This window comes from Streptomyces sp. NBC_00503, assembly GCF_036346895.1.
Classification (GTDB): Bacteria; Actinomycetota; Actinomycetes; order Streptomycetales; family Streptomycetaceae; genus Streptomyces.
The window spans coordinates 6911438-6934650 of the sequence record NZ_CP107855.1 but is presented as its reverse complement, the minus strand read 5'-3'; the positions used below and the strand labels follow the sequence as shown (position 1 = coordinate 6934650).

Annotated in this window: 19 protein-coding genes and 1 pseudogene; 14 read left to right on the top strand and 6 right to left on the bottom strand. The window is 73.8% G+C overall.

All coding sequences use genetic code 11. The annotated features are described in order from the left end of the window. Positions 1–9 precede the first annotated feature (9 nt). From OG490_RS31595 to OG490_RS31565, 7 genes are all read left to right on the top strand, one after another. On the top strand, positions 10–2406 hold the full coding sequence (locus OG490_RS31595; protein ID WP_330299679.1) for an alpha-N-acetylglucosaminidase: 2397 nt from the start codon (positions 10–12) through the stop codon (positions 2404–2406). 269 nt (positions 2407–2675) lie between these two features. After that, positions 2676–2960, top strand: a complete 285-nt coding sequence (locus OG490_RS31590; protein WP_330299678.1) for a hypothetical protein — start codon at positions 2676–2678, stop codon at positions 2958–2960. Positions 2961–3012: 52 nt separating this feature from the next. Beyond that, positions 3013–4014 carry a polyprenyl synthetase family protein gene (locus OG490_RS31585; RefSeq protein WP_330299677.1) on the top strand — a complete coding sequence of 334 codons (1002 nt, stop codon included), beginning with the start codon at positions 3013–3015 and terminating at the stop codon, positions 4012–4014. Positions 4015–4090: 76 nt separating this feature from the next. Further along, positions 4091–5272: an oxygenase MpaB family protein gene (locus OG490_RS31580; protein WP_330299676.1), complete on the top strand. Its 1182-nt coding sequence runs from the start codon at positions 4091–4093 to the stop codon at positions 5270–5272. Between the two features lie 97 nt (positions 5273–5369). Next, positions 5370–5945 carry an ECF RNA polymerase sigma factor SigK gene (gene sigK / locus OG490_RS31575; protein ID WP_330299675.1) on the top strand — a complete coding sequence of 192 codons (576 nt, stop codon included), beginning with the start codon at positions 5370–5372 and terminating at the stop codon, positions 5943–5945. A 43-nt stretch (positions 5946–5988) separates the two neighbouring features. Then, a complete protein-coding gene (locus OG490_RS31570; protein WP_330299674.1) occupies positions 5989–6750 on the top strand; it encodes an anti-sigma factor in 762 nt (253 codons plus the stop codon). Positions 6751–6849: 99 nt separating this feature from the next. Next, positions 6850–8424, top strand: coding sequence for a molybdopterin-dependent oxidoreductase (locus OG490_RS31565; RefSeq protein WP_330299673.1), 1575 nt, complete (start codon positions 6850–6852; stop codon positions 8422–8424). 3 nt (positions 8425–8427) lie between these two features. Here the strand turns inward: OG490_RS31565 and OG490_RS31560 are convergent, their stop codons facing one another. Then, positions 8428–9423, bottom strand: a complete 996-nt coding sequence (locus OG490_RS31560) for a metallophosphoesterase family protein (protein ID WP_330299672.1) — start codon at positions 9421–9423, stop codon at positions 8428–8430. Then, entirely contained in the window at positions 9420–10211 is a 792-nt protein-coding gene (locus OG490_RS31555) for a hypothetical protein (protein ID WP_330299671.1), read from the bottom strand. Before OG490_RS31555 ends, OG490_RS31560 begins: the two co-directional genes overlap by 4 nt. Positions 10212–10490: 279 nt before the next feature. Here OG490_RS31555 and OG490_RS31550 point away from each other — a divergent pair, with 279 nt between their 5' ends. Further along, entirely contained in the window at positions 10491–11564 is a 1074-nt protein-coding gene (locus tag OG490_RS31550; protein WP_330299670.1) for an alpha/beta hydrolase, read from the top strand. 33 nt (positions 11565–11597) lie between these two features. Here OG490_RS31550 and OG490_RS31545 read toward each other — a convergent pair whose 3' ends face one another. Beyond that, positions 11598–12842: a cytochrome P450 family protein gene (locus OG490_RS31545; RefSeq protein ID WP_330299669.1), complete on the bottom strand. Its 1245-nt coding sequence runs from the start codon at positions 12840–12842 to the stop codon at positions 11598–11600. A gap of 160 nt (positions 12843–13002) precedes the next feature. On the opposite strand from OG490_RS31545, the gene OG490_RS31540 reads away from it, so the two are divergent. Next, complete coding sequence (locus tag OG490_RS31540; protein WP_330299668.1) at positions 13003–13926, top strand: SDR family oxidoreductase; 924 nt, start codon at positions 13003–13005, stop codon at positions 13924–13926. A gap of 41 nt (positions 13927–13967) precedes the next feature. On the opposite strand, the gene OG490_RS31535 is transcribed toward OG490_RS31540, so the two are convergent. From OG490_RS31535 to OG490_RS31525, 3 genes are read right to left on the bottom strand one after another with little or no spacing between them, the layout of a single operon-like run. Next, positions 13968–15053, bottom strand: coding sequence for an enoyl-CoA hydratase/isomerase family protein (locus OG490_RS31535; protein ID WP_330299667.1), 1086 nt, complete (start codon positions 15051–15053; stop codon positions 13968–13970). Between the two features lie 41 nt (positions 15054–15094). Beyond that, positions 15095–16816, bottom strand: a complete 1722-nt coding sequence (locus OG490_RS31530) for an FAD-dependent monooxygenase (protein WP_330299666.1) — start codon at positions 16814–16816, stop codon at positions 15095–15097. Further along, entirely contained in the window at positions 16786–17661 is an 876-nt protein-coding gene (locus OG490_RS31525) for an AraC family transcriptional regulator (protein ID WP_330299665.1), read from the bottom strand. The genes OG490_RS31530 and OG490_RS31525 overlap by 31 nt, the downstream gene beginning before the upstream one ends. 141 nt (positions 17662–17802) lie before the next feature. Here OG490_RS31525 and OG490_RS31520 point away from each other — a divergent pair, with 141 nt between their 5' ends. The 5 genes and pseudogenes from OG490_RS31520 to OG490_RS31500 all read left to right on the top strand — a co-directional run. Beyond that, complete coding sequence (locus tag OG490_RS31520; protein ID WP_330301141.1) at positions 17803–18942, top strand: MFS transporter; 1140 nt, start codon at positions 17803–17805, stop codon at positions 18940–18942. Positions 18943–19093: 151 nt separating this feature from the next. Continuing rightward, positions 19094–21871, top strand: a complete 2778-nt coding sequence (locus OG490_RS31515) for a glycoside hydrolase family 2 protein (RefSeq protein WP_330299664.1) — start codon at positions 19094–19096, stop codon at positions 21869–21871. A gap of 43 nt (positions 21872–21914) precedes the next feature. After that, a complete protein-coding gene (locus OG490_RS31510) occupies positions 21915–22334 on the top strand; it encodes a MarR family winged helix-turn-helix transcriptional regulator (protein ID WP_330299663.1) in 420 nt (139 codons plus the stop codon). A gap of 23 nt (positions 22335–22357) precedes the next feature. Beyond that, a complete protein-coding gene (locus OG490_RS31505; protein WP_330299662.1) occupies positions 22358–22930 on the top strand; it encodes a hydrolase in 573 nt (190 codons plus the stop codon). Between the two features lie 54 nt (positions 22931–22984). Further along, positions 22985–23209, top strand: a pseudogene (locus tag OG490_RS31500) (VOC family protein); the annotation flags it as partial. Between the last annotated feature and the right edge of the window lie 4 nt (positions 23210–23213).

Sequence of the window (23213 nt, the reverse complement as noted above, 5' to 3'; positions counted from 1 at the left end):
GCCGCGCCCATGAGCGAGCAGACCGCAGCCCCCGTACCTCCCCGCACCACCATCCAGACGAGGACGACGCCTATGTCCGGCCCGATCCCCCGACCCGGCGGAGCCGGGCGGGCACGCCGCCGGGTCACCCTGGCCGCGCTGCCCGCAGCCCTGCTCACCCTCGCGGTCGCCGGGGCCGCCCCCGGAGCGACGGCCCCGGAGGGCCCCGTACCGGCAGCAGCACCGGCGGCTCTGGCCGCGGCACAGGCGGCCGCACCGCATGCCGTACGGGGCCGCGCGCCGGGGACGTCCCGGCCGGGGGCCTTCGACGCCGCCCCGGCACGGGCCGCCCTGGAGCGGCTGCTGCCGCACCACGCCCGGCAGTTCACCCTGGTGCCCGACCCCGGAACCGGCGCCGGGGCCGACACCTTCACGGTGTCCGGGACCGCCGGCGCGATCACCGTCCGGGGTTCCACCGGCGCCACCCTGCTGACCGGGGTCGGCTGGTACCTCCAGCACATCGCCGGCGCGGACATCGGCTGGCCCGGCGACAGCATCGGCATGCTGCCCGCCCAACTGCCCGCGGTGCCCGAACCCGTCACCCGCAGCGCGCAGGTACCGCACCGGTACGCGCTCAACGACACCGACGACGGGTACTCGGGCCCCTACCGCACCTTCGAACAGCACCAGCGGCAGATCGACCTGCTCGCCCTGCACGGCGTCAACGAGGTGTTCGTCCAGGCCGGGGCCGAGTACCCGTACTACCGGGCGCTCCAGCGCTTCGGCTACACCGCCGAAGAGCTGCGGCAGTGGATTCCGGGCCCCGGCCACCAGAGCTGGTGGCTGCTGCAGAACCTGAGCGGCTTCGGCGGCCCGGTCACCGAGCAGCTGATGCGCGGGCGGGCCGAGCTGGGGGGCCGGATCGCCGAGCAGCTGCGCGGCCTGGGCATGACGCCGGTGCTGCCCGGCTACTTCGGAACCGTGCCGCCGGGCTTCGCCGCGCGCAACGCGGGCGCGGTGACGGTGCCGCAGGGCGACTGGGCGGGCTTCGACCGGCCGGACTGGCTGGACCCGTCCTCCCCGGTCTTCGCGAAGCTGGCCGCCGACTACTACGCCGAGCAGCGTGCGGTGTTCGGGGACAGCGCGATGTACCGGATGAGCCCGCTGCACGAGGGCGGGCAGACCGGCTCGGTCGATGTGAAGGCGGCCGCCGGGGCGGTGCAGCAGGCCCTGTGGGCGGCGCATCCGGGTGCGTTGTGGGCGGTGCTGGGCTGGCAGGACGATCCGACCAAGGAACTCCTCGCCGGGGTGGACACCTCGAAGCTGCTGATCCTGGACGGGTTGTCCGACCGGTACAACCGCCTGGACCGGGAGGCCCGTTGGGGTGGAGCCCCGTACGCGATGGGCACGATCTACAACTTCGGCGGGCATACGACGACGGGTGCGAACACCTCGGTCTGGATCGACCGGTTCAAGGCCTGGCGTGCGAAGAGCGACAGTGCGCTGGCCGGCACCGCCTACCTCCCGGAGGCCACCGGAACCAACCCGGCGGCCTTCGACCTCTTCACGGACCTGGCGTGGGAGCCGGGCCCGGTCGACCAGCGCAAATGGTTCGCCGAGTTCGCCGGCCGGCGCTACGGCCGCCCGGACGCGCAGGCCTCGGCGGCGTGGGAGGAGCTGCGCAAGGGCCCGTACAGCACCTCTTCGGGGCTGTGGTCGGAGTCCCAGGACAGCCTGTTCTCGGCCCGGCCGAGCCTGACGGCGACCGGGTCGGCCTACTGGAGCCCCAAGTCCATGCGCTATCCGGCCGGTTCGGTGCGCCGGGCCCTGGACCACCTGCTCAAGGTGGATCCGCGGCTGCGCGGCTCCAGCGCCTACCGCTTCGACCTGGTCGACACCGCCCGGCAGGCCCTCGCCAACCACTCCCGGGTGCTGCTGCCGCGCATCAAGGCGGCCTACGAGGCCCGGGACCTGGCCCTGTTCCGCGAGCTGACCGGCGAATGGGCGCACCGGGAGCAGCAGTTGGACGAGCTGGTCGGCTCCGATCCGAACTTCCTGCTCGGCCCCTGGCTGTCGGCGGCCCGCGCGCACGGGTCGGACCGGGCCGAGCAGGACCGGTACGAGTACGACGCCCGCTCGATCCTGAGCGTGTGGGGACGGCAGAGCACCAGCGAGGGCGGCTTCCTGCACGATTACGCGAACCGCGAATGGAGCGGCCTGGTATCGGAGTTGTACGCGCGCCGGTGGTCCTCCTACTTCGCTTCGCTGGAGGACGCCCTGGTGCGGCGGGCGGCGCCGAGGGCCATCGACTGGCATTCCTTCGAGGAGCGGTGGGCGCGGCTCACCACCCGCCATCCGGACCGGCCCAGCGGCGATCCGTACGTCCTGGCCGCCGGGATCGCGGCCTCCCTGCCCGCCGTGAAGTGACTTGACGGAAGTGATCTGCCGTCCACCCGCCTCCGGATGACCCGGCCAGCACATGACCTATCTGACGACGCCCGGCGGTGAACCACGAACACGGTGAACCTCACCCTCCCGTGGGAACCTTTCCACCCTCGCGGGGGAAAGTTCCCCCGACGGCCCGCCGGGTCGGCCGGGTACTGGATTGACTGGCGGGGAAGTTGATCAGGGGCGGCTCCCGGAGCGATCCGGGGGCCGCCCCTTCCGATGCCGCCCCCGCCGGAAGGACGCCAGCCTTGTCCGAGACCGACCCGGACCGGCCCTCCGCGACTCTGGAGCTGCTGACGCTCCTCGCCGCCGGAGCCGCCGATCTCGCCATCGACCAGTTACGCCAGTCCGCGGACCGGGCGCAGGACGCCCTGCGCCGCTCCGACCTGCGGGAGCTGATCACCGACGGGGTGGTGGAGCTGCGCAAGCGCGGGGAGATCGCCACCCGCCGGGCGGGCGCACCGGGCATGGACAACTACCTCGAAACCATGGCCCGCCGGGCCGCCGAGAGGGCCGGCCATCCCCGCGCCTGACCACGCCGCCCCCGGCCGCACCGCCCACGACCATGCGGGGTTCAAGGCCCGCGTGGACGAGGTGCTGACCGGCCTGGTGGACGAGGAGGAGCGGGCCCTGCTCGACCTCCACACCGAACTCTCGCCGCTGTCCGAGCAGTTGCGCCGTTCACTGGCGCGCGGGAAGCGGCTGCGCGCCGCGTTCCTGTACTGGGGCTGGCGGGCGGCGGGCCAGCCCGACTGCGAGGGGGTGGTGCGGGCCGCCGCCGCGATGGAGCTGGTGCACGCGGCGGCCTGCACCCACGACGACATCATCGACGACAGCCGGATGCGGCACGGGCAGCTCACCGCGCACGCCGCGTTCGCCGCCGCGGGGCAGCGCCCCACCGCGCTCGCGCTGATCCTGGGCGACCTGCTGATGGGCTACGCCGGGCACGTCTTCGCCTCCTGTGGCCTCCCCGGGGCCTACCTCGCGCGCACCGCCGGGCTCTGGACCACCCTGTTGCGCGAGACGATGGCGGGAGAGTTCCTGGAGGTGCTGCGCACCGCCGGTCCCGTGAGGGAGCCCCGGGTCGCCGAATCCCTGGAGATCTGCCGCTTCAAGACGGCCAAGTACACGGTGGAGCGGCCGCTCCAGCTCGGCGCCACCCTCGGCGGCGCGCCCCGTGCGCTCTTCGACGCCTTCTCCTCCTACGGGCTCCCGCTAGGCGAGGCCTTCCAGCTCCGCGACGACCTGCTCGGGACCTTCGGCGACCCGGCCAGGACCGGCAAGTCCAACTCCGACGACCTGCGGGACGCAAAACCCACCGCGCTCCTCGCGCTGACCCTGGAAGCCTCGGGACCGCAGGCGCGGGCACTGCTCGCCAAACTGGTCGGCAACCCGGACCTGCGGCCGGAAGAGGCGGAGTCCCTCAGGGAGTTGATGGAGTCCTGCGGGGCCCGGGAACGGGTCGAGTCCATGATCCGGGAGCGGATCGACCGGGCCTGCGCCGCGCTGGACACCGTACCGATGCCGGCCGAGGCCCGCTCCGCCCTGCGCGAGCTGGCCGACACGGCCGCCGAACGGTCGCGCTAGCGGGACGACACGAGGACGAAGCAAAGACGACGCCGTAGCCCACGACCACCGCGACACGAAGAAGGACGACCTGTACGTGAACACGGCCGACACCACCGTTTCGCGCGCCCGTTACGACGAGGCCGCGCTCGACGCCCTGAGCACCCAGGGCGACCCGCTCGCCGACGAGACCGTCGCGACCCTGCTGCGCCGGGGCGAGGTGGGCGACGTGAACACCCTGATGCGGTTCTTCGGTACCGCCGGGGACGAACTCCCCGACCGGCTCCCGGCCAGCGCCCGCGACTACTTCGAGGCCACCGCCCTGCCGCCGGGCTGGGTCGACTGGGAGGTCATGGAGCGGGCCCGGCTGTTCTTCATGGACAACGCGGCCCACATCAACACCGGCCTGTCCTTCGCGGCCATGCCCGTGACCTACGCCGTACCCCGGATGGCACGGCTGCTCTCCTCGACGCACTCGCTCGCGTACCCCTCGCGCCGGATGGCCAACACGGGCCAGTTCGTGACGTACTTGATGCGCAGCGACTCCTTCGCGCAGGGCAGCAGGTTCATCCCGGCCGCCCAGAAGGTGCGCCTGCTGCACGCGGCGGTCCGCCACCACCTGCGCGAGGGCGGCCACTGGGACGTGGAGCGGCACGGACTGCCCATCTGCCAGGAGGACATGATCGCCGGGTTCGGCATGTTCTCGCTCCTGGTGCTGGACGCCATGCACCGGCTCGGCGTGCACATGAGCGAGGAGGGCGCCGAGGCGTACTTCTACGCGTGGCGGGTCGTGGCCGCCGTCCTGGGCTGCGACATGTCCTCGGTCCCCGCGACCCTCACCGAATGCCGCGCCTACCTCGACCTCTACCTCGCCCGCCACCTCGGCCCCTCCGCCGAGGGCGTCCGCCTCAACGCCCAGTTGATGCGGCTCTACGAGGACGTGGTCCCCGGCACCCTCTTCGACCCGCTGGTGCCCGCGACGATCCGCTACCTCGTCGGCGACACCCTCGCCGGCTGGCTGGAGGTCCCGCGCGGCCCCTGGGACACGGCGGCGCGGGCGGTCCCGGTGTTCATCGGGCTGCTGGAGACCATCGAGGACAGCGGTCCGCTCGCCGAGTGGGCCCTGGACAAGGCGGGCTCGCTGCTCGCGGGGTTCGAGCTGTCCTCGCTGACCCGCGGTCGGGTGATGCACCACGCGATCCCCGAGGAGCTCAAGCCCGACTTCGGGGTGAAGCCGCCGCGACCGGGCCGGTGGGTGCCGCCGCCGCCCGTCCATTGACACGGACTTCGGCCGATCCGGTGGCACGACGGCCACGAATCGCCGAAGGGGCGTGCTGCTACGGAGGAACTCCGGTGGATCGCGGAGGATCGGTGTCGTGGACGACCTGACGCGGGCCGAGCAGAGCGAGCGCCTGTCCGTCCTTCTCGGCCGGGTCGCCGAGGGGGACGAGGCTGCGTTCGTCTGCGTGTACGAGGCGGTGAGCGGGTCCGTGCTGGGGGTGGCGCACGCCGTGCTGCGCGACCGTGCCCAGGCCGAGGAGGTGGCCCAGGAGGTGCTGGTCGAGGTGTGGCGCACCGCCGGGCGCTACCGGGCCGACCGGGGCACGGTGCGCACCTGGGTGCTGACGATGGCCCACCGCCGTGCGGTGGACCGGGTCCGGTCCGTCCAGGCCTCGACCGACCGGGAGCGCCGGGCGGCCCGGCTGGAGGCGGCGCTGCCGGAGTTCGACGAGGTGAGCGAGGCGGCGATGGACCACGAGGAGCGCGAACGGGTCCGGCGCTGCCTGTCCTCGCTGACCGAAATCCAGCGCCAGTCGGTGACCCTGGCCTACTACCGGGGTCTGACCTGCAGCGAGGTGGCGCAGACGTTGTCGGTGCCGCTGGGTACCGTGAAGACAAGGCTCCGGGACGGCCTACTGCGGCTGCGCACCTGTCTCGGCGTTTCGACATGAGGCCGGCAGGGGTTCGGGAAGCGGAGAGCGGGGTGAGCGGGGGATGAGCGTGCACGAGGAGACCGGGGCGTACGTCCTGGACGCGCTGACCCCGGCCGAGCGGACCGCCTTCGAGGCGCATCTGGAGTCCTGTCCGGAGTGTGCCCGGGAGGTACGGGACTTCGCGGCCACCGCGGCCCTGCTGGCCCGGGCCGTCGCCGTGGAGCCGCCGCCGGAGCTCCGCGAGGCGGTGCTGGGCCGCATCCGCGCGGAAGGCGCCCCCGACCCCGGGACCGCACAGTCCGGGACCCCTTCTCAGCTGTCACCCCCCGCCCGCCGCCCCTGGCTGCGCTGGGCCCTGGCCGCCTGCCTCGCGGCCGCGGCCGGGCTCGGCGGGGTCGCGGCCTGGCAGTACCAGCGGGCCGACGACGCCCGGCAGTCCGCACACCGGGCGCAGGCCGGAGCCGAGGCGCTGACCGCGGTGCTGACCGCCCCCGACGCCCGGCTGGTCAGCGGCCGCGCGGCCGATGGGGCGACGGGCACGGTGATCCTCTCCCGGGACCGGGACCGGGCGGTGTTCGTGGCCTCCGGGATGCCTTCGCCGCCGGCCGGGCGGGTCTACCAGATGTGGTTCGCCGACCCGGCGGGTTCCATGCGCCCGGCGGGGCTGCTGGATCCGGTCCGGCCTGGCGCTCCGACGCTGCTGGCCGGTCCCGTGGGCGCGGCCACCGGGGTCGGGGTCACCCTGGAACCGGCGGGCGGATCGGCGGCGCCGACGACGCGGCCGCTGATGCTGTTGGCGTTCCCGGCGCGCGGAGCCTCGTAGAACCGGCCCGCACCTCGGCCTCGACGACCCCAACCTCACAGGAGGAATCAGACCAAACCGGTCAGGCGGTGATTCCGAATGATTCATGTGACTCGTGCGATGCATGTGAAGACCGACCCGAAGCGTCCGAGGCGGTACCTGCTCGGCGCCCTCGGCGGACTGCTCGCCGCGGGCGCCGGACTGGCTCTGGCCGAGCTGGCCGCGGCCGCCGTCCGGCCCGAGGCCTCCCCGGTCACCGCGGTCGGCGGGGCCGTGGTGGACCGGACCCCCGCCGCCCTCAAGGAGTGGGCGATCCGCCAGTTCGGGCCCGACGACAAACTGGTCCTGACCCTCGGGATCGTCGCCGCGCTGGCCGCGGTCGCGATGGCGGCCGGGCTGCTCGCCGTCCGGCACCTGCCCGCGGGCATCGCGCTCGCGGCCGCCTTCGGGGTGGTCGGGGCAGCGGCCGCGCTCAGCCGTCCGGAGGCGACGTGGAAGGACGCGCTGCCCTCCCTGGCGGGCGGGGCCGCCGCTGCCGGAGTGCTGTACCTGCTGGTCACGGCCTTGCGGCGGCCGGCTCCCGGTCCCGCTGCGGGCGGCCTGGACCGGCGGGGATTCGGCCGCCTCGTGGTCGCCACCGTGGCGCTCTCGACCGCGGCCGGCTACGCCGGGCGCCGGCTCGGCGCCTACGGCTCGGCCGGAGCCACGGCCTCCCGGGCCGACTTCGTCCTGCCCCCGCCCGCCGTCCCGGCGCCGCCGGTACCGGCGGGGGCGGAGCTGCGGATCCCCGGGATCTCCCGCTTCGTGACCCCGGACAAGGACTTCTACCGCGTGGACACCGCCCTGGTGGTCCCGCGCGTGGACGCGGACACCTGGCGGCTGCGCATCCACGGGGACGGAGTCGCCAGGCCCCTCACCCTCGGTCTCCGGGAGCTGCTCGCCCGTCCGCTGGTCGAGCACGACATCACCCTCACGTGCGTGTCCAACGAGGTCGGCGGCCCGTACGCGGGCAACGCCCGCTGGCTCGGCGTGCGCCTCGCCGATCTGTTGCGCGAGGCCGGGGTCCGGCCGCCCTCCCAGGGCGGTCCGGCCGACCAGCTGGTGGCGCGTTCGGTGGACGGGATGACTCTCGGCACCCCTGTCGAGGCCGTGATGGACGGCCGGGACGCGCTGCTGGCCGTCGGGATGAACGGGGAGCCGCTCCCCTTCCAGCACGGTTTCCCCGTACGCATGGTCGTGCCGGGCCTGTACGGGTACGTCTCCGGGTGCAAGTGGCTGCGCGAGCTGCGGCTGACCACCTTCTCCGCGTACGACGCGTACTGGGTGCGCCGGTCGTGGGCCGCGCGGGCCCCGGTCAAGACCCAGTCGCGCATCGACACCCCGCGCTCCTCCGCCGAGCTCGCCGCGGGCCGCGTCGCGGTCGCCGGGGTGGCGTGGGCGCAGCACCGGGGCATCGCGCGGGTGGAGGTACGGGTGGACGCGGGCCCCTGGCACCAGGCCCGGCTCGGGGAAGCGGACGGGGACGACACGTGGCGCCAGTGGGTGTGGCCGTGGGAGGCGTCGCCCGGCCGGCACACCCTGGAGGTCCGGGCCACGGACCGTACGGGCGCCGTGCAGACGGGGGAACGCACGGGAGCCGTCCCCGACGGGGCCACCGGATGGCACTCGGTGTCCGTATCGGTGTCGGGGCGGTAGCGGTCAGTGCGCCGGGTCGTCCTGCGCGGGGCAGACCATGGCGGCCGGGCCCGCCAGTGCGCGGGCGGGCCGGAGCAGGCCGGCGGGCGTGGCGGCGCTGAGGGTCCAGACGACGGCCCCGCCGGGGGGCGGCTCCGGGACGGCCGCGAACCGGGCCAGCAGGTCGGCCTCGAGGGTCCGCGGGTCCGGGTCCGGATCCGGGAAGTGCAGGGTCTCGTAGCGCACCGGCGCGGTGTCGACCTGCCGGATCTCGACGCGGGGTGCGCCCGCGGAGTCCTCGGCCCCGATCAGCAGCTCGGTGAACCCGCGGCCGCCCGCCTCGCCGGGGCCCCGGGCGTGGGAGTTGCCCGGGTACACCGCGAAGGCGGCCGTGTCCGGGATCACCCGGTGGTGGACGTGGCCGAGCGCCCAGTAGTCGTAGCCGGCCCGCTCCAAGGTCCGCGGCGTCGTCGGCGCGCAGATCCGGCGGCTCCAGGACCCATCCAGGCTGGTGTGGAGCAGCCCTATGTTCACGGTGCCGGGGACTCTGCGCGGGTATCCGGCGGCGAGGTCGCGCCGCTCGTCGGGGTCCGCCACCGACTGGCCGTGGACGGTGATGCCCAGGCCGGTCCAGGACACGGACTCGGGGGCTTCGGAGCCGAGCCAGCGCACGGAGGGCGGGAGGTTCAGCTTGTGCGGCAGCGGGGTCTCCGCGTCGTGGTTGCCCGAGACCACCACCGTGCGCAGGCCCGCCTCGTGGAAGGCGCCGAGCGCGTCCTGGCAGGCGGCCAGCGCCCGGGCGTCGGTGTGGCGCCGGTCGAAGACGTCCCCGGCGACGAGGACCCCGTGGTAGCCGCCGCCGGTGATCCGGAGCACGGCCGCGCGCAGGGCCTCGTACGGGGCCTCGTGCGGGTCTATCGCGGGGGCCCCGGGGTAGTCCGCCAGGCCGCGCAGGGCGGACCCTATGTGCAGGTCGGCCAGGTGGGCCACGCGTATCGGGCCGGGCGCGGACACCTTCACCGGCCCAGGATGAGGTCGGTCTTGAAGGCGTCCCGCTCCAGGAGCCAGCCCTCGGCCCGGAGCTTGCCCATCATCTCGGAGCGCAGCTCGACGGCTTCCCGCAGGGTGCGCGCCTTGGCCGTGATCTCGGTGAACCAGGTCAGCTCACCGGATGCGCTCCGCAGTCGGCTGACTTGTGTCTCCATCGCATGATCGAGCATGCGGCCAGGATAGTTGGCCTGCCTTACCGGACCGTGGAGACGGGATGAAGCGGCGACGGACTCTGCCCAACCGACCGGTTTCGCACCCCACTTGGCGAGTTTTCCGGGGAGCCGGTCCAGAACCAGGGCGCGGGAGGCCTCGAGGCCGGGGAGTTCGCCGGGGGCCAGGCCCGGGACCGGACGGCACTTCTTGTTGGTGAAGTCGACGGTGGCGCGGGTGTGGCTGAGATTCACCTGGACGCCGTAACTGCAGTCGCCGACACCGAGGTTGTAGCCGCCCGCCCGTTCCATCACCTGCCGTACGGCGGCCGGCTCGGTGCCGTCGCCGTCGATGTCGAACCGGGCCTTGTAGGCGAGGCGGATCCGGTTCTCGTCGTCGTGGCGCCGGATGCGGACGATCCAGCCCTGGCCGTTGAGGCTCTGCCCGGCGTCGTCCATGTACTGGGCCACCTCGACCCGGCCGGGCGCGCCGAGGCAGAGCGCGGCCGTGGCGGCCTCCGTGGGCAGGCCGTCGGCGTCCAGCACCCGCTCCGGGTCCAGCAGGAGCTTGACCTGGTAGACGGCGCGCGCCGAGGACAGGGACGACACCCTGGCCCGCGGTCCGGAGTGAATCCGGCGATTCGTTGTTTTCGGCGTTTTCCGCATATCCCCGTCGATCATGCCTTATACGACACCAGCGCGTACGAAACCTCCGGAACCGCGTCGGTGAACAGGCGGTGAATCTACCGCAGGCCCGTCGGCCGAATGGCGCTCGTCCGCCGCTCGACACGGTGTGCGCCGCCCCTTCCCCGGGCGGCGCACACCCTACATTTCACGTATTGTCTGGAATTCTCTGTCCAGTCGTCCCGTACGTCAGGAGCCGGCGCAGTGGAGCTGACCAGTACGTCGTTCCTCGTCACGCTGATCGTCGTCACCGTGCTGGCCATGCTCGCCGCGCTGCTCCTGTGGAACCGGATCCCCGGGCCGGGCTTCGTCCGCTGGCCGGCCCGGCTGGTGATGATCGCCGTGTGCCAGTTCACCGCCATCTGCGTCGTGGCCACCTGGATCAACGGCAGCTACGGGCTCTACTCCTCCTGGGACGACCTGCTGGGCACCGACACCGGGCAGGACTCCTCCGTCATGACCGGGCCGCCACTGGGCCGGGCCAAGTTCACCCAGGGCAGCGAAGGCACCCGCACCACCTACTTCCGCGGCTCCCACTCCAAGCTCGCCGGCCAGGTGATCGTGTGGACTCCCCCGGAGTACGACGCACCGGGCGCCGAGAAGACCCGCTTCCCCGTACTGATGCTGCTGCACGGCTACCCGGGCTCGCCGCGCAGCTGGCTGGACCTCGGCAACATGCCGGGCGCCCTGGAGCAGCTCGTCCAGCTGGGCGCGGCGCACCCCTTCATCCTGGTGATCCCCGAGCTGTACCCCGGCGGGGTCAACACCGACTGCACCGACACCCCCCAGCGCAAGGTGGCGAGCTGGCTCGCGCAGGACGTGCCGGACCTCGTCTCCAAGAACTTCCGCACCCTCCCCGAGCCCAAGGGCTGGGGGCTGATGGGCATCTCGACCGGAGCCTTCTGCGCGGCCAAGCTGCCGCTGCAGTACCCGAAGGTGTTCCGCGCGGGCGCGGCCCTGGACCCGGATCCGCTGACCGGGGACCCGGACGTACTGGCCGATCCGCTGCTGCGCGAGCGCAACAGTCCGATGTGGCTGGTCGAGCACGCGAAGAACGCGGACGTCGGCCTGTTCCTGGCCACCTCCGCGCAGGACAAGGACAGCCCGGTGCGCCAGCTGAGCGCCTTCGCCAAGGCGGCCGAGGGCTCCGGGGTCCGGGTCAAGACCCTGATCCGGCCCCAGGGCGGGCACAACTTCCAGACCTGGATCGGGATGTACCCGGACGCCCTGGGCTGGCTGAGCACGGAGATCTCCCCGCCCTCGGCCCCCGGCGCCTGAGCCGACGGCCGCCCTCGCCCCCGCCCTACGCGCTCACTCCCGCACCAGGCGGACCGGCAGCTTCTCGACGCTGTTGCCGATGAAGCTGCGCTGGTGCGGGAGTTCGCCCTCGGGCACGGCCAGGTCGAGGTCCGGGAAGCGGGTGAAGAGGGCTTCCAGGGCGATCGTGGCCTCCAGCCGGGCGAGCGGGGCGCCGACGCAGTAGTGGGCGCCGTGGCCGAAGGAGAGGTTGCGGGCCGCGGTGGGGCGGGTGACGTCGAACCGGTTCGCGTCCGGGCCGTGGAAGGCCTCGTCGCGGCCGGCCGCCGTGTACCCGGCGAGGACCGGGGTGCCCTGCGGGATGACGGTCCCGTCCACGGTCAGGTCCCGGGTCGGGTAGCGGAACGGGAACCAGCTGACGGGGCCGTCGAAGCGCAGGGTCTCGTCGACCACGTCCGACCAGCTCGCCTTCCCCTCCAGGACCAGGGCGAGCTGGTCGCGGTGGGTGCACAGGGCCCGGACCGCGTTGCTGATCAGGTTGAGCGTGGTCTCGTGGCCCGCGACGAGCATCAGCCGCATGGTGCCGATGAGTTCGGCCTCGCTGAGCCGGTCTCCGTCTCCCTCGCGGGCGGCTATCAGCGCGCTCGTCAGGTCCTCGCCCGGGTCCGCCCGGCGGGCGGCGGCGATGGCGCCGAGCAGTTCGACGAGTTCCCGTACGGCCGCCATGACCTCGGCCGGGGTGGTGTCGGTCGCGATGATGACGGTGTTGGACAGGGTGTGCAGCCGTCCCCGGTGCTCGGGATCCACTCCGAGGAGCTCACAGATCACGCTCATCGGGAGCGGCAGCGCGAAGTGCGTGCGCAAGTCGGCCGTCCCGTCCGGGGATTCGGCCGCCGCCCGGTGCAGATCGTCCAGTAGCGCTGCCGTCAGCTCCTCGACGCGGGGGCGCAGCCGCTCCACCTGGCGGGCCGTGAAGGCGTTGCCGACGAGGGAGCGCAGCCGGCGGTGGTCGGCGTCGTCGGCGGTGTGCATGCCCTGGGCGTTGGCGAAGACGCGCAGCGGCCAGTCCTTGGCGATGGTGCCGTCGTGCAGGGCGGGGAAGTGACGGGCGTCCTTGGCCACGTCGGGGTGGGCGAGGAACTCCTTGAGCGCCTCGTGGCCGAGGACGACGGCCCCGGGCACCCCGCCGGGCAGGACCACTTCGGCTACGGCGCCCTGGGCGCGCAGCCGGGCGTTGAGGGCGTGCGGGCAGCCGCCGGCGGGGTCGATGACGTACGCGCTTGCGTGATCGGGGGACAAGCCTGATCTCCTGACGATATGGACGGAACTCGGCCAACAGTGCGGCCTGGGGGGCCCGTTGTTCAAGCCCGCCCACCTCCCGTCTCACCACGGGTCCGGCGCGGCCCGGCCGCGCCGTGTCGGCCCGGCCGCCGCGCGTGCGCCCCGTAGGGTCGGGTCCATGACTCAATCAGGACGCACCCTCGAAGGCAGGGTCGCCCTGGTGGCCGGAGCCACCCGGGGCGCGGGCCGGGGCATCGCGGTGGAGCTGGGGGCCCGGGGCGCGACCGTGTACGTCAGCGGGCGCAGCACGAGGGGCCGGCGCTCCGAGTACGACCGGCCCGAGACGATCGAGGAGACCGCCGAGCTGGTCACGGCGGCGGGCGGACAGGGCATCGCGGTGGTCGCGGACCATCTGGTGCCCGCGCAGGTCCGGGCGCTGGTCGGGCGGATCGACGCGGAGCGGGGCCGCCTCGATGTCCTGGTCAACGACATCTGGGGCGGCGAGCGGCTCTTCGAGTGGGAGAGCACGGTCTGGGAACACGACCTGGACAACGGACTGCGGCTGCTGCGCCTCGCGGTGGAGACCCACGCGGTCACCAGCCACTGCGCGTTGCCGCTGCTGCTGCGCGAACCGGGCGGACTGGTCGTGGAGATGACGGACGGCACGGCGGAGTACAACGCGACCCGCTACCGGAACTCCTTCTTCTACGACATCGCCAAATCGGCCGTGCTGCGCATGGCGTTCGCCCTCGGCCACGAAGTGGGCCCGCGCGGTGCGACGGCGGTGGCCCTGACCCCGGGCTGGCTGCGCTCGGAGATGATGCTCGACGCCTTCGGCGTCGGCGAGGCGAACTGGCGGGACGCGCTGGAGAAGGTCCCGCACTTCTGCATCTCGGAGACCCCGTCCTACGTCGGCCGCGCGGTCGCGGCGCTGGCCGGCGACCCGGAGGTGTCCCGCTGGAACGGGCAGTCGCTCTCCAGCGGACAGCTCGCCGGGGTCTACGGGTTCACGGACCTCGACGGCAGCCGGCCGGACGCCTGGCGCTACATGGTCGAGGTCCAGGACCCGGACCGCCCGGCGGACGCCACCGGCTACCGCTGAGCCCGGCCTACTCCCCCTACTCCCCCTACTCCCCTACTCCCCTACTCCCCCGCTCCCCGATCCGGGCCGGCCCGTCGAGGAGACTCGAGCGGGGCGAAGAACCTGGCCACGTCCTGCTCGGCGACCTCGCCGAGGGTGGCCGGGGACCAGCGCGGGGTGCGGTCCTTGTCCACGACCTGCGCCCGGATGCCCTCCACCAGGTCGGGTGAGGTCAGCGCGTGGCAGGAGACGCGGAACTCCTGGTCCAGCACCGCCTCCAGCTCCCCGAGGGCGGCGGCCCTGCGGACCGCCTCCAGGGTCACCTTGAGGGCCGTCGGGGACTTGGCGAGGATCGTCTCGGCGGCCTCCTTGGCCGCCGGGTCGCCCTGCGCGTGCAGCCGGTCCACGATCTCCTCGACGGTGCCGGCCGCGTAACAGTGGTCGATCCAGCCCCGCCACTCGGCGAGCGGGCCCGGCCCGACGGCGGCGGCGTGGCGCGCCAGCACCTCCTCGGCGGGGGCGTCCGCGAGCTCCGCGGTCAGTGCGGGCAGCCGGTCGGCCGGTACGAAGTGGTCGGCGAGCCCGCACAGCAGCGCGTCGGCGGCGCCCACGGCCGAGCCGGTGAGGGCGAGGTGGGTGCCGAGCAGGCCGGGAGCACGGGCGAGCAGGTGGGTGCCGCCGACGTCCGGGACGAAGCCGATGCCGGTTTCGGGCATGGCGACGCGGGAGCGTTCGGTGACCACGCGGACGCTGCCGTGGGCGGAGACCCCGACCCCGCCGCCCATGACGATGCCGTCCATGAGGGCGACGTAGGGCTTGGGGTAACGGGCGATGTACGCGTTGAGCCGGTACTCGTCGCGCCAGAACTCCGCCGAGGCCCGCGTCCCGGCCTTGGCGTCGTCGTGGATGGCCCGGATGTCCCCTCCGGCGCACAGCCCGCGCTCCCCCGCACCCCGGATGAGCACCTGGTCGACGCCCCGGTCCCGCTCCCAGCCGGCCAGGGCCTCGGCGATGCGCAGCACCATGGGGTGGGTGAGGGCGTTGAGGGCCCTGGGACGGTTGAGGGTGATCACGCCGGTCCGGCCCTGGACGGCGCACAGGACGGTGTCATCAGGGGCGTCGGCGCGGGTGTCGTCTTCGATGTCCACACCGGCCAGTATGGCCCCGGCAAGATCCGGAGGACGCAGCACTAGGACGCGGACAGGGCCCGGAGGTAGTCGGACAGGGCCGCTGCCGTGCCGGTGAGCGGGAAGCGGGCTCCGAGGTAGCCGTCGGGGCGCACGAGGAAGCCGGTCGGGCCGTCGGGGCGGTAGAGCCGGGCGAACTCTCCGGCGGCGTCCCGGTATCCGGGCACGGCCGCGGTGTTGGCCACCGTCTCGCACGCGCCCTCCGGGGCCTCGAGGGCGAGGACGCCGATGGTGTGCAGCCCGAGCCCGAGCCCGGTGGGCGGCCGGTCCGCGGACCGGGTGGCCTCGGCGGCCGCGGCCAGGGCGGCGGGGTCGGCCCCGTACAGGAGCACCACGTGCGCGGTGCGGTCGCGCAGGACGTCGAGCAGGCGCAGCGGGTAGGCGGCGAGCGGCAGGGTCAGCCCGGCGCAGTCGGGGGCCCGGTCGCCGGGCTGGGGCGCGTCGGCCGGGCCGGACGGGGCGCCGGCGAGCGGGCCGCCCCGGTAGGAGATCAGGAGCTGGGCCTCGCGGAGGATCACCGTCCGGGGGTCGTCCGGGTCGCTCTCGATGCCCTGCGTGCTGTGCCGCAGGGTCCGGCCGACGACCTCCTCGCCGACGGGGCGGCGTTCGGCGTCGTAGCCGGCGAGCAGGGCCGGCCCGGCGGCACCCTTCAGGACGAGCGCGAGCTTCCAGGCCAGGTTGCAGGCGTCCTGGATCCCGGTGTTCATGCCCTGGGCGCCGGTGGGCGGGTGGATGTGGGCGGCGTCGCCCGCCACGAAGACCCGGCCCTCCCCGTAGCGGTCGACGATGCGGTGGCTGATGCGGAAGACCGACGACCAGCGCATCGTGGAGACGGTGGCCGGGCGCGGGGCGAGCCGGTCCACGACGGCCTGGACGTGCGACAGTTCGGGAACGCGTCCGTCGCCCTCCGCGATGCCGTGCGCCACACCGTCGCCCCGGGCCGCGCCGTCACCCCGGGCCGCGCCGTCACCCGAGCCGGGTCCGGACGTCGGCGCCGCCTCGGCCGAGAGCTCCGGCGGGACCATCATCGACATGCGGTAGCGGCCCTCGCCCGGCAACGGGACGCAGATCAGCGCGTCGTCGGTGGACCCGTCGGCGGCGAAGTGCGTGGACCGCACGCTGTATTCGTGGGGCAGGTCCCAGTCGGCCACCACGTCGGCCAGCATGAACTCCTCCTGGAAGGCCCCGCCTTCGAAGGTCAGCCCCAGCCCCTTGCGCACGGTGCTGTGCGCTCCGTCGCAGCCGACGAGATAGCCGGTGCGCACCTCCTCCTCGGCGCCGGAGGCCGTGCGCAGCCGGGCGGTGACCCCGTGCTCGTCCTGGGTGAACGACAGCAGTTCCGTGCCGCGTTCGATGACCGTGCCCAGAGCGGCCACGTACTCCTCGATGAGCCGCTCGGTCTCGTACTGCGGCAGCGCGGCGAACCCGTACGGCACCTCGGGCGGCAACTCCATTTCCAACCGCGCGACTTGCCGGCCGTTGACGTAGACCAGCTGGCCGAGCAGCGGAACTGCGGCCTCGAGGACCGTGCGCGCCAGGCCCATCCGGTCCCAGATCTCCAGGGTGCGCGGCTGGATGCCGATGGCCTTCGCGTACGGGAGCCTGGCGGGCAGGCGGTCGATCAGGCGGCAGCTCACACCGTGGCGGCCGAGCTCCGCGGCTGCGCTCAGTCCGACCGGGCCGGCGCCCGTGATCAGTACTTCGGGTGTGCGGGTGTGAGCCACGGGTGCCTCCCAGCGCCTGGCCCCGGAACGGTCTCCTCCACCATCGTCGCCTCTCGGTGGCCGCCCTGCGAGCCGGGTGGCCCGCTGCCCGCGCCGACCCCCTTGGCATGGGCCCCCGGCGTGTGTCCGAAGGCCCGGCGGAAGACGTCGATGAACGCGCTCGCCGAGGACCAGCCGCAGCGGTGCGCGACCGCCGTCACCGGGGTGTCGACGGCCAGCAGCCGCAGCGCGTGGTGCAGCCGCAGCTGGGTCCGCCACTGGGGGAAGGTCATGCCCAGCTCGGACCGGAACAGCCGGCTAAGCGTCCGCTCCCCCGCTCCGGCCCCCGCGTGCGCGGCGAGCTCCGCCAGCCCGCGCGGATCCGCCGGGTCGGCGTGCAGCAGGGCGCACACGGCGGCCAGCCGGGGATCGGCGGGGGCGGGCAGGTGCAGCGGCTGCAGCGGCGAGGCCTTGAGCTGGTCGAGCAGCACCCCGAGCATCCGGCGGCGCTGCGCGCTGCCGTCCTCGGGGGCCCGGGTGTACTCCAGGATCAGCTCGCGCAGCAGGGGGCCCACGGCGAGCACGGCGGGGGCGGTGAGGGAGAGCGGGTTGAGGTGGACCGGCAGGCCCACGCAGTGCAAGTCGGCCCGGCCGAAGGCCCGGTGCTCGTGCACCGTCCCGGCCGGGATCCACAGTGCGCGGGTGGTCGGGGCCACCCAGGTGCCGGCGTCGGTGGTGATGGACAGCACGCCGGAACCGGCGTAGCAGATCTGGTGGTCGTCGTGGCGGTGCGGATCGATGCCCTGGTGGGTGTCGAGTTCGCGGATGCTCGTCGCGGCGCGGGGGGTGTGGCGGATTTTCTGCATCACCCGGCAATTTATCGGAAGCGGGCCGCCCCCGGCGAGAGCGATTCTCAGTCGGTGACCTCGAAGACAGCTCCGCCCCCGCCCCCCGCCCGCTCCCCCGACCAGGCCCCCGTCCGCTCCGCGCCCCGCTCCCCCGCCCGGCTGCGGACGGCCGCCTTCTCCGCGGGCCACTCCTGCGTGGACGTCTACCAGGGCGCCGTGGCCGCGCTCGTCCCCTTCCTCGTCTCCGAGCGCTCGTACGGATACGCGGCCGCCTCCGGCATCGTGCTCGCCGCCTCCCTGCTCTCCTCGGTGGTCCAGCCCCTCTTCGGGGCGCTGACCGACCGGTGGCCGATGCCCTGGCTGATCCCGCTGGCCACCGCGGCCGCCGGGCTGGGCGTGGCCCTGGTCGGGCTCGACGCCGGATACGCGGCCACGCTGGCCGCCGTCGCCCTGTCGGGGCTGGGCGTGGCCGCCTACCACCCGGCGGCGGCCCGGATGGTCCGGGTGACCGGCGGCTCCGGGCACGGCGCGATGAGCTGGTTCGCGCTCGGCGGCAACATCGGCTTCGCCTGCGCGCCGCTGCTGGTGGTCGGCGCCCTGGCCCTGCCCGGACCGGCCGGGTGGTGGCTGCTCGCCCTCCCGGCATCGCTCGGCGTATTCCTCAACTGGCCGCCCGCCGGAGCCCGTTCAGCGTCCGGCCCGAAGCCCGGCTCCGCGCCCGGCGACCGGCCGTCCGACGACTGGCGGGCGTTCCTTCGGCTCTCCCTGGTCGTGGTGGTCCGCTCGGTGGTCTTCATGGGTCTGAGCACCTTCATCGCCCTGTACGTCCGCGAGCGCGGCGGCAGCGCGACCGCGGGCGCCGTGGCCCTGTTCGCGCTCTTCGCGGGCAGCGCCGGCGGCACCCTGCTCGGCGGCCGGCTGGCCACCCGATGGGGGCGGGTCACCACCGTCCACCGCTCCTACGCGGCGGCCGTGCCCGCCATCGCGGGCATCCTCTTCCTGCCGCTGCCCCTGGTCTACGTGTGCTCCGCGCTGGCCGCCGCCGCGCTGTACGTGCCCTTCTCCCTCCAGGTCACCCTGGGCCAGGACTACCTCCCGACGCGGATGGGCACCGCGAGCGGGGTCACCCTGGGCCTGACCGTCAGCGTCGGGGGTCTCGCCAGCCCCCTCATCGGCGCCGCCGCCGACGCCGCCTCCCTGTCCACGGCGCTCCTCCCGCTGGCCGCCCTCCCGCTGCTGGCCTGGCTCCTGGCCCGCGGCCTGCCGGAGCCTGCCGCCGCGAAGGAGATCCCGGCCTGAGGGCCGTGCCGCGGTCCCGGCGGGTGTCCGGCCCGCCGCTGGGCGACCTGGCCTAAGACCCCGCCCGCGCGTGCGCGGCGAGGCGCTTCGGCTCGCGGGGCGGGGCTAACGTCGGGGCGTTCCGTGCCGACCAGCCTCCTCGGAGGGCGCCGTGTCCCACCGCCCAGTCCGCACCCGAGTCCGCGCCCTGGCCGTGGCCGGGCTGCTGTGCGCGCTGACCGCCGCCGCCCCGGCCCGGGGATCCGCCCCGGCCGCCACCGCGGACGCCGCGGGCACCGCTCCCGGACCTCCGCCGGTCACCGTCGTCGCCGCGACGCCCGGGAGCACCACCGCACTGGCCGGCTACGCCGTGCAGTCGACGGCCCGGGTCCCCGAGACGGCGGCGGCCGTCTCCACGCCCGGCTACGGGGCGGGCGGCTGGTACCCGGCCGGGCCGCGTTCGACCGTGCTCGCGGCCCTCCTCACGCACGGCACGTACCCCCATCCCTTCTACTCCACCAACCAACAGAAGATCCCCGCCGCCGAGTTCACCGTGCCGTGGTGGTTCCGGTCCGATTTCACCGTGGCCGACACCGCCGCCCGGACCGCCCTGGACTTCAGCGGGGTGATCTCGTCCGCCGACGTGTTCGTCAACGGCCGGCAGGTCGCCGCCGCGTCCACGGTGACCGGCGCGTACACCCACCACGAGCTGGACGTCACCGCCCTCGTCCGGAAAGGCGCCAACACCGTCGCCTTCCGGATCCGGCCCAACAACCCCCACAAGCACCTCACCACGGGCTGGCTCGACTGGCTGCAGCCCCCCGCCGACGCGAACATGGGGATCGTCCGCGACGTCCTCGTGCGCCGGGGCGGCCCGGTCGCCCTGCGCGATGCCCACGTGGTGACCGGCCTGACCCTGCCGGCCCTCGACTCCGCCGACCTCACCGTCAAGGCGAAGCTGCGCAACGACTCGGCCGCCCAGGTCACCACGACGGTGACCGGCACGCTGACCGGCCCCGCCACCGGCGCCCCGGACCCGGCGTTCGCCCCCTTCCGCCAGGACGTCACGCTGCGCGCGCACGAGACGAAGACCGTCACCTTCGCCCCGGCCGGCCACCCCCAACTCCACCTGAAATCACCCCGTGTGTGGTGGCCGGCCGGCATGGGCGCGCAGGACCTTTACGGCCTGCACCTGACGGCGACGGCGTCCGGCACGCTCTCCGACGCGGCCGACGAGACCTTCGGCATCCGCGAGCTACGGGCCCCGCTCAACTCCGACGGCGCCCGCCAGTACCGGATCAACGGCCGCCCCCTGCTGATCAGGGGCGGCGGCTGGTCGCCGGACGAGTTCCTGCGCTGGGACCGGACGTACGTGGAGGACCGGCTGAAGTACGCCCTCGACCTGGGGCTGAACACCCTGCGCCTGGAAGGGCACCTCGAACCGGACGAGTTCTTCGACCTGACCGACCGCTACGGGATCCTCACGCTGCCGGGCTGGCAGTGCTGCGGAAAGTGGGAGGGGCAGGTCAACGGCACGGAGGCCGGGGAGCTGTGGGAGGAGGACGACTACCGCGTCGCCGCCGCCTCCATGGCCGCCGAGGCCGCCCGCCTGCGCCGCCATCCCAGCGTGGCCTCCTTCCTCATCGGCAGCGACTTCGCGCCGGACGCCGAGATCGAGCGCGGGTACGTGGACGCGCTGCGGGCCGCCGACTGGCCCACGCCGGTGGTGCCGGCGGCCAGCGCAGCTTCGGCGCCGCTGACCGGCGGCTCGGGGATGCGCATGACCGGCCCCTACGACTGGGTGCCGCCCGGCTACTGGTACGACAAGCGCGAGGGCGGGGCCACCGGCTTCAACTCCGAGACCAGCGCCGGGCCTTCCGTACCCACCCTGGACACCCTGCGGCGCATGATGTCCCCCGCCGAGCTGGAAACCCTCTGGCGCGACCCCTCGGCCCGCCAGTACCACCGCTCCCCCTCCAAGACCTTCGCCACGCTGAAGCTGTACGACGAGGCGCTGACCGCCCGCTACGGGGCCGCGAGCTCGCTGGAGGACTACGTCCGCAAGGCGCAGCTCGCCCAGTACGAGAACGTACGGGCCCAGTTCGAGGCGTACGCCCGCAACGCCAAGGACACCAGGGCGCCTTCGACCGGGGTGGTCTACTGGATGTTCAACAGCGGCTGGACCTCCCTCCACTGGCAGCTCCTGGACCGCCATCTCGACCAGGGCGGCGCCTACTTCGGCGCGAAGAAGGCGAACGAGCCGCTGCACGTCCAGTACTCCTACGACGACCGCACGGTGGCCGTGGTCAACCGCCGCCACGAGCCCGCGACGCAACTGACCGCGCGGGTCACGCTGTTCACCCCGGACGGGGTGGCGAAGTACGACCGCACCGCGCGCGGTCTCGCGGTCGGCGGCGACGGCGCGAAGACGACGGCGCTGACCCTGCCCGCCTCGGTGGACGGGCTGCCCACGACCTACCTGGCGCGGCTGGTCCTGAGCGACGGCGAAGGCCGGGAGCTGAGCCGCAACGTGTACTGGCTCTCGACCCGGCCGGACGTCCTCAACTACCCGGCCACCGACTGGTACTACACCCCGACCACCTCCTACGCGGACCTCACGGGCCTGCGCTCGATGCCCGCGACCCGCCCGACCGCGACGGCGTCCACGACGACCCGGGACGCTTCGGCCTCCACGACCACGATCACCCTGCGCCACGCGGGCCCGGGCAGCACCCCGGCCCTCCTCGCGGACGTCCACCTGGTCGACGACAAGGACCGGCCCGTCCTGCCCGTCCGCTGGTCGGACAACCGGGTCAGCCTCTGGCCGGGCGATTCACTCACCCTGACCGCCACCTACCGCACCGCCGACCTGCACGGATCCACCCCGCACCTGAGGATCTCGGGCTGGAACACCCCCACGACCACCATCCCGGCCCCGCAGAACAAGTAAGTCAACCTTGCAAGTTTGCCTGTCTATCCTCTAGGGTCGGAGCATGCCAGCAGAACAGACCGCCGAGGAACTCCAACTCGCCCTCGGCATGCTGCTCCGGCAGGTGCGCAACGCCGTCGGCGGCGGGGTGAGCCTGTCGCAGATGTCCGTACTGAAGCGACTCGACCGCCTCGGCCCGACCACGGCCGCCGATCTGGCCCGCGCCGAGAAGATCCGGCCGCAGTCGGTCATCGCCACCGTCAACGCCCTCCAGAGCGAGGGCTTCGTAGCCCGCACCCCCCACCCCACCGACGGCCGGCAGCTGCTCATCGAGCTGACGCCCCGGGGCCAGAGCCTCGTGCAGGAGCGCCGCAAGGCCGGCCACGACCGCGTCGCGGAGCTCATCTCCGAGCGGCTGACCCCCGCCGAGCAGGAACTACTGGCGGCGGCGGTCCCGCTGCTGCGCCGACTCGCAGAGGACTGACCACCTCACCGAAGGAGCCCCCCATGACCACCAGCCTGAACCTCGACGGCGGCACCGCCCTGGTCCTCATCGACCTCCAGAAGGGGATCCTGGGCCTCCCGACCACCCGGCCGGCCCCCGAGATCCTCAAGAACGCCATCGCGCTCGCCGAGGCCTTCCGCGCCCGCAAACTGCCCGTGGTGCTGGTCAAGGTCGCCTGGTCCCCCGACGGCGGCGACCTCCCCACCACCGACGTCGACCGCCCCGGCCCCGCCGCCGCACCCCCGGCCGCGTTCTCGGAGATCCCCCGGGAGCTGGCCGAGCTCGGCGACGTGGTCGTCACCAAGCGCCACTGGGGCGCCTTCACCGGCACGGAACTCGACCTCCAGCTCCGCCGCCGCGGCATCCACCGCATCGTCCTGGCCGGGATCTCCACGAGCATCGGCGTCGAGTCCACCGCCCGCACCGCCTGGGAGAACAGCTACGAGCTGGTCTTCGCCGAGGACGCCACCACCGACACGGACGCGGACTCCCACGCCCACGCCTTCGGCAAGATCTTCCCCCGCATCGGCAAGGTCTCCACGACCGAGGACATCCTCGAAGCCCTGGACTCCTGACCCCAACTCCTCACCGCCCGGGCACACTCAGCACGTTCCACTGCCGCGCGGTACGAGGACGGCTCCATCGGGCACGGCGAGATGCAGATCGGCGACACGGTCGTGCTCGCCTTCGACCGGCGGGCAAACTGGCCGGCGATGCCTTCGCTGCTGCGGGTCTACGTTCCCGACGCGAACGCCTCCATCGCCGCCGCGGTCGCGCACGGGGCCCGGGTGGTCACGGAGGCCTCCGACAGCGCGTGGGGGGACCGCGGCGGCAGGGTGCGCGACCTCTTCGGGAAGC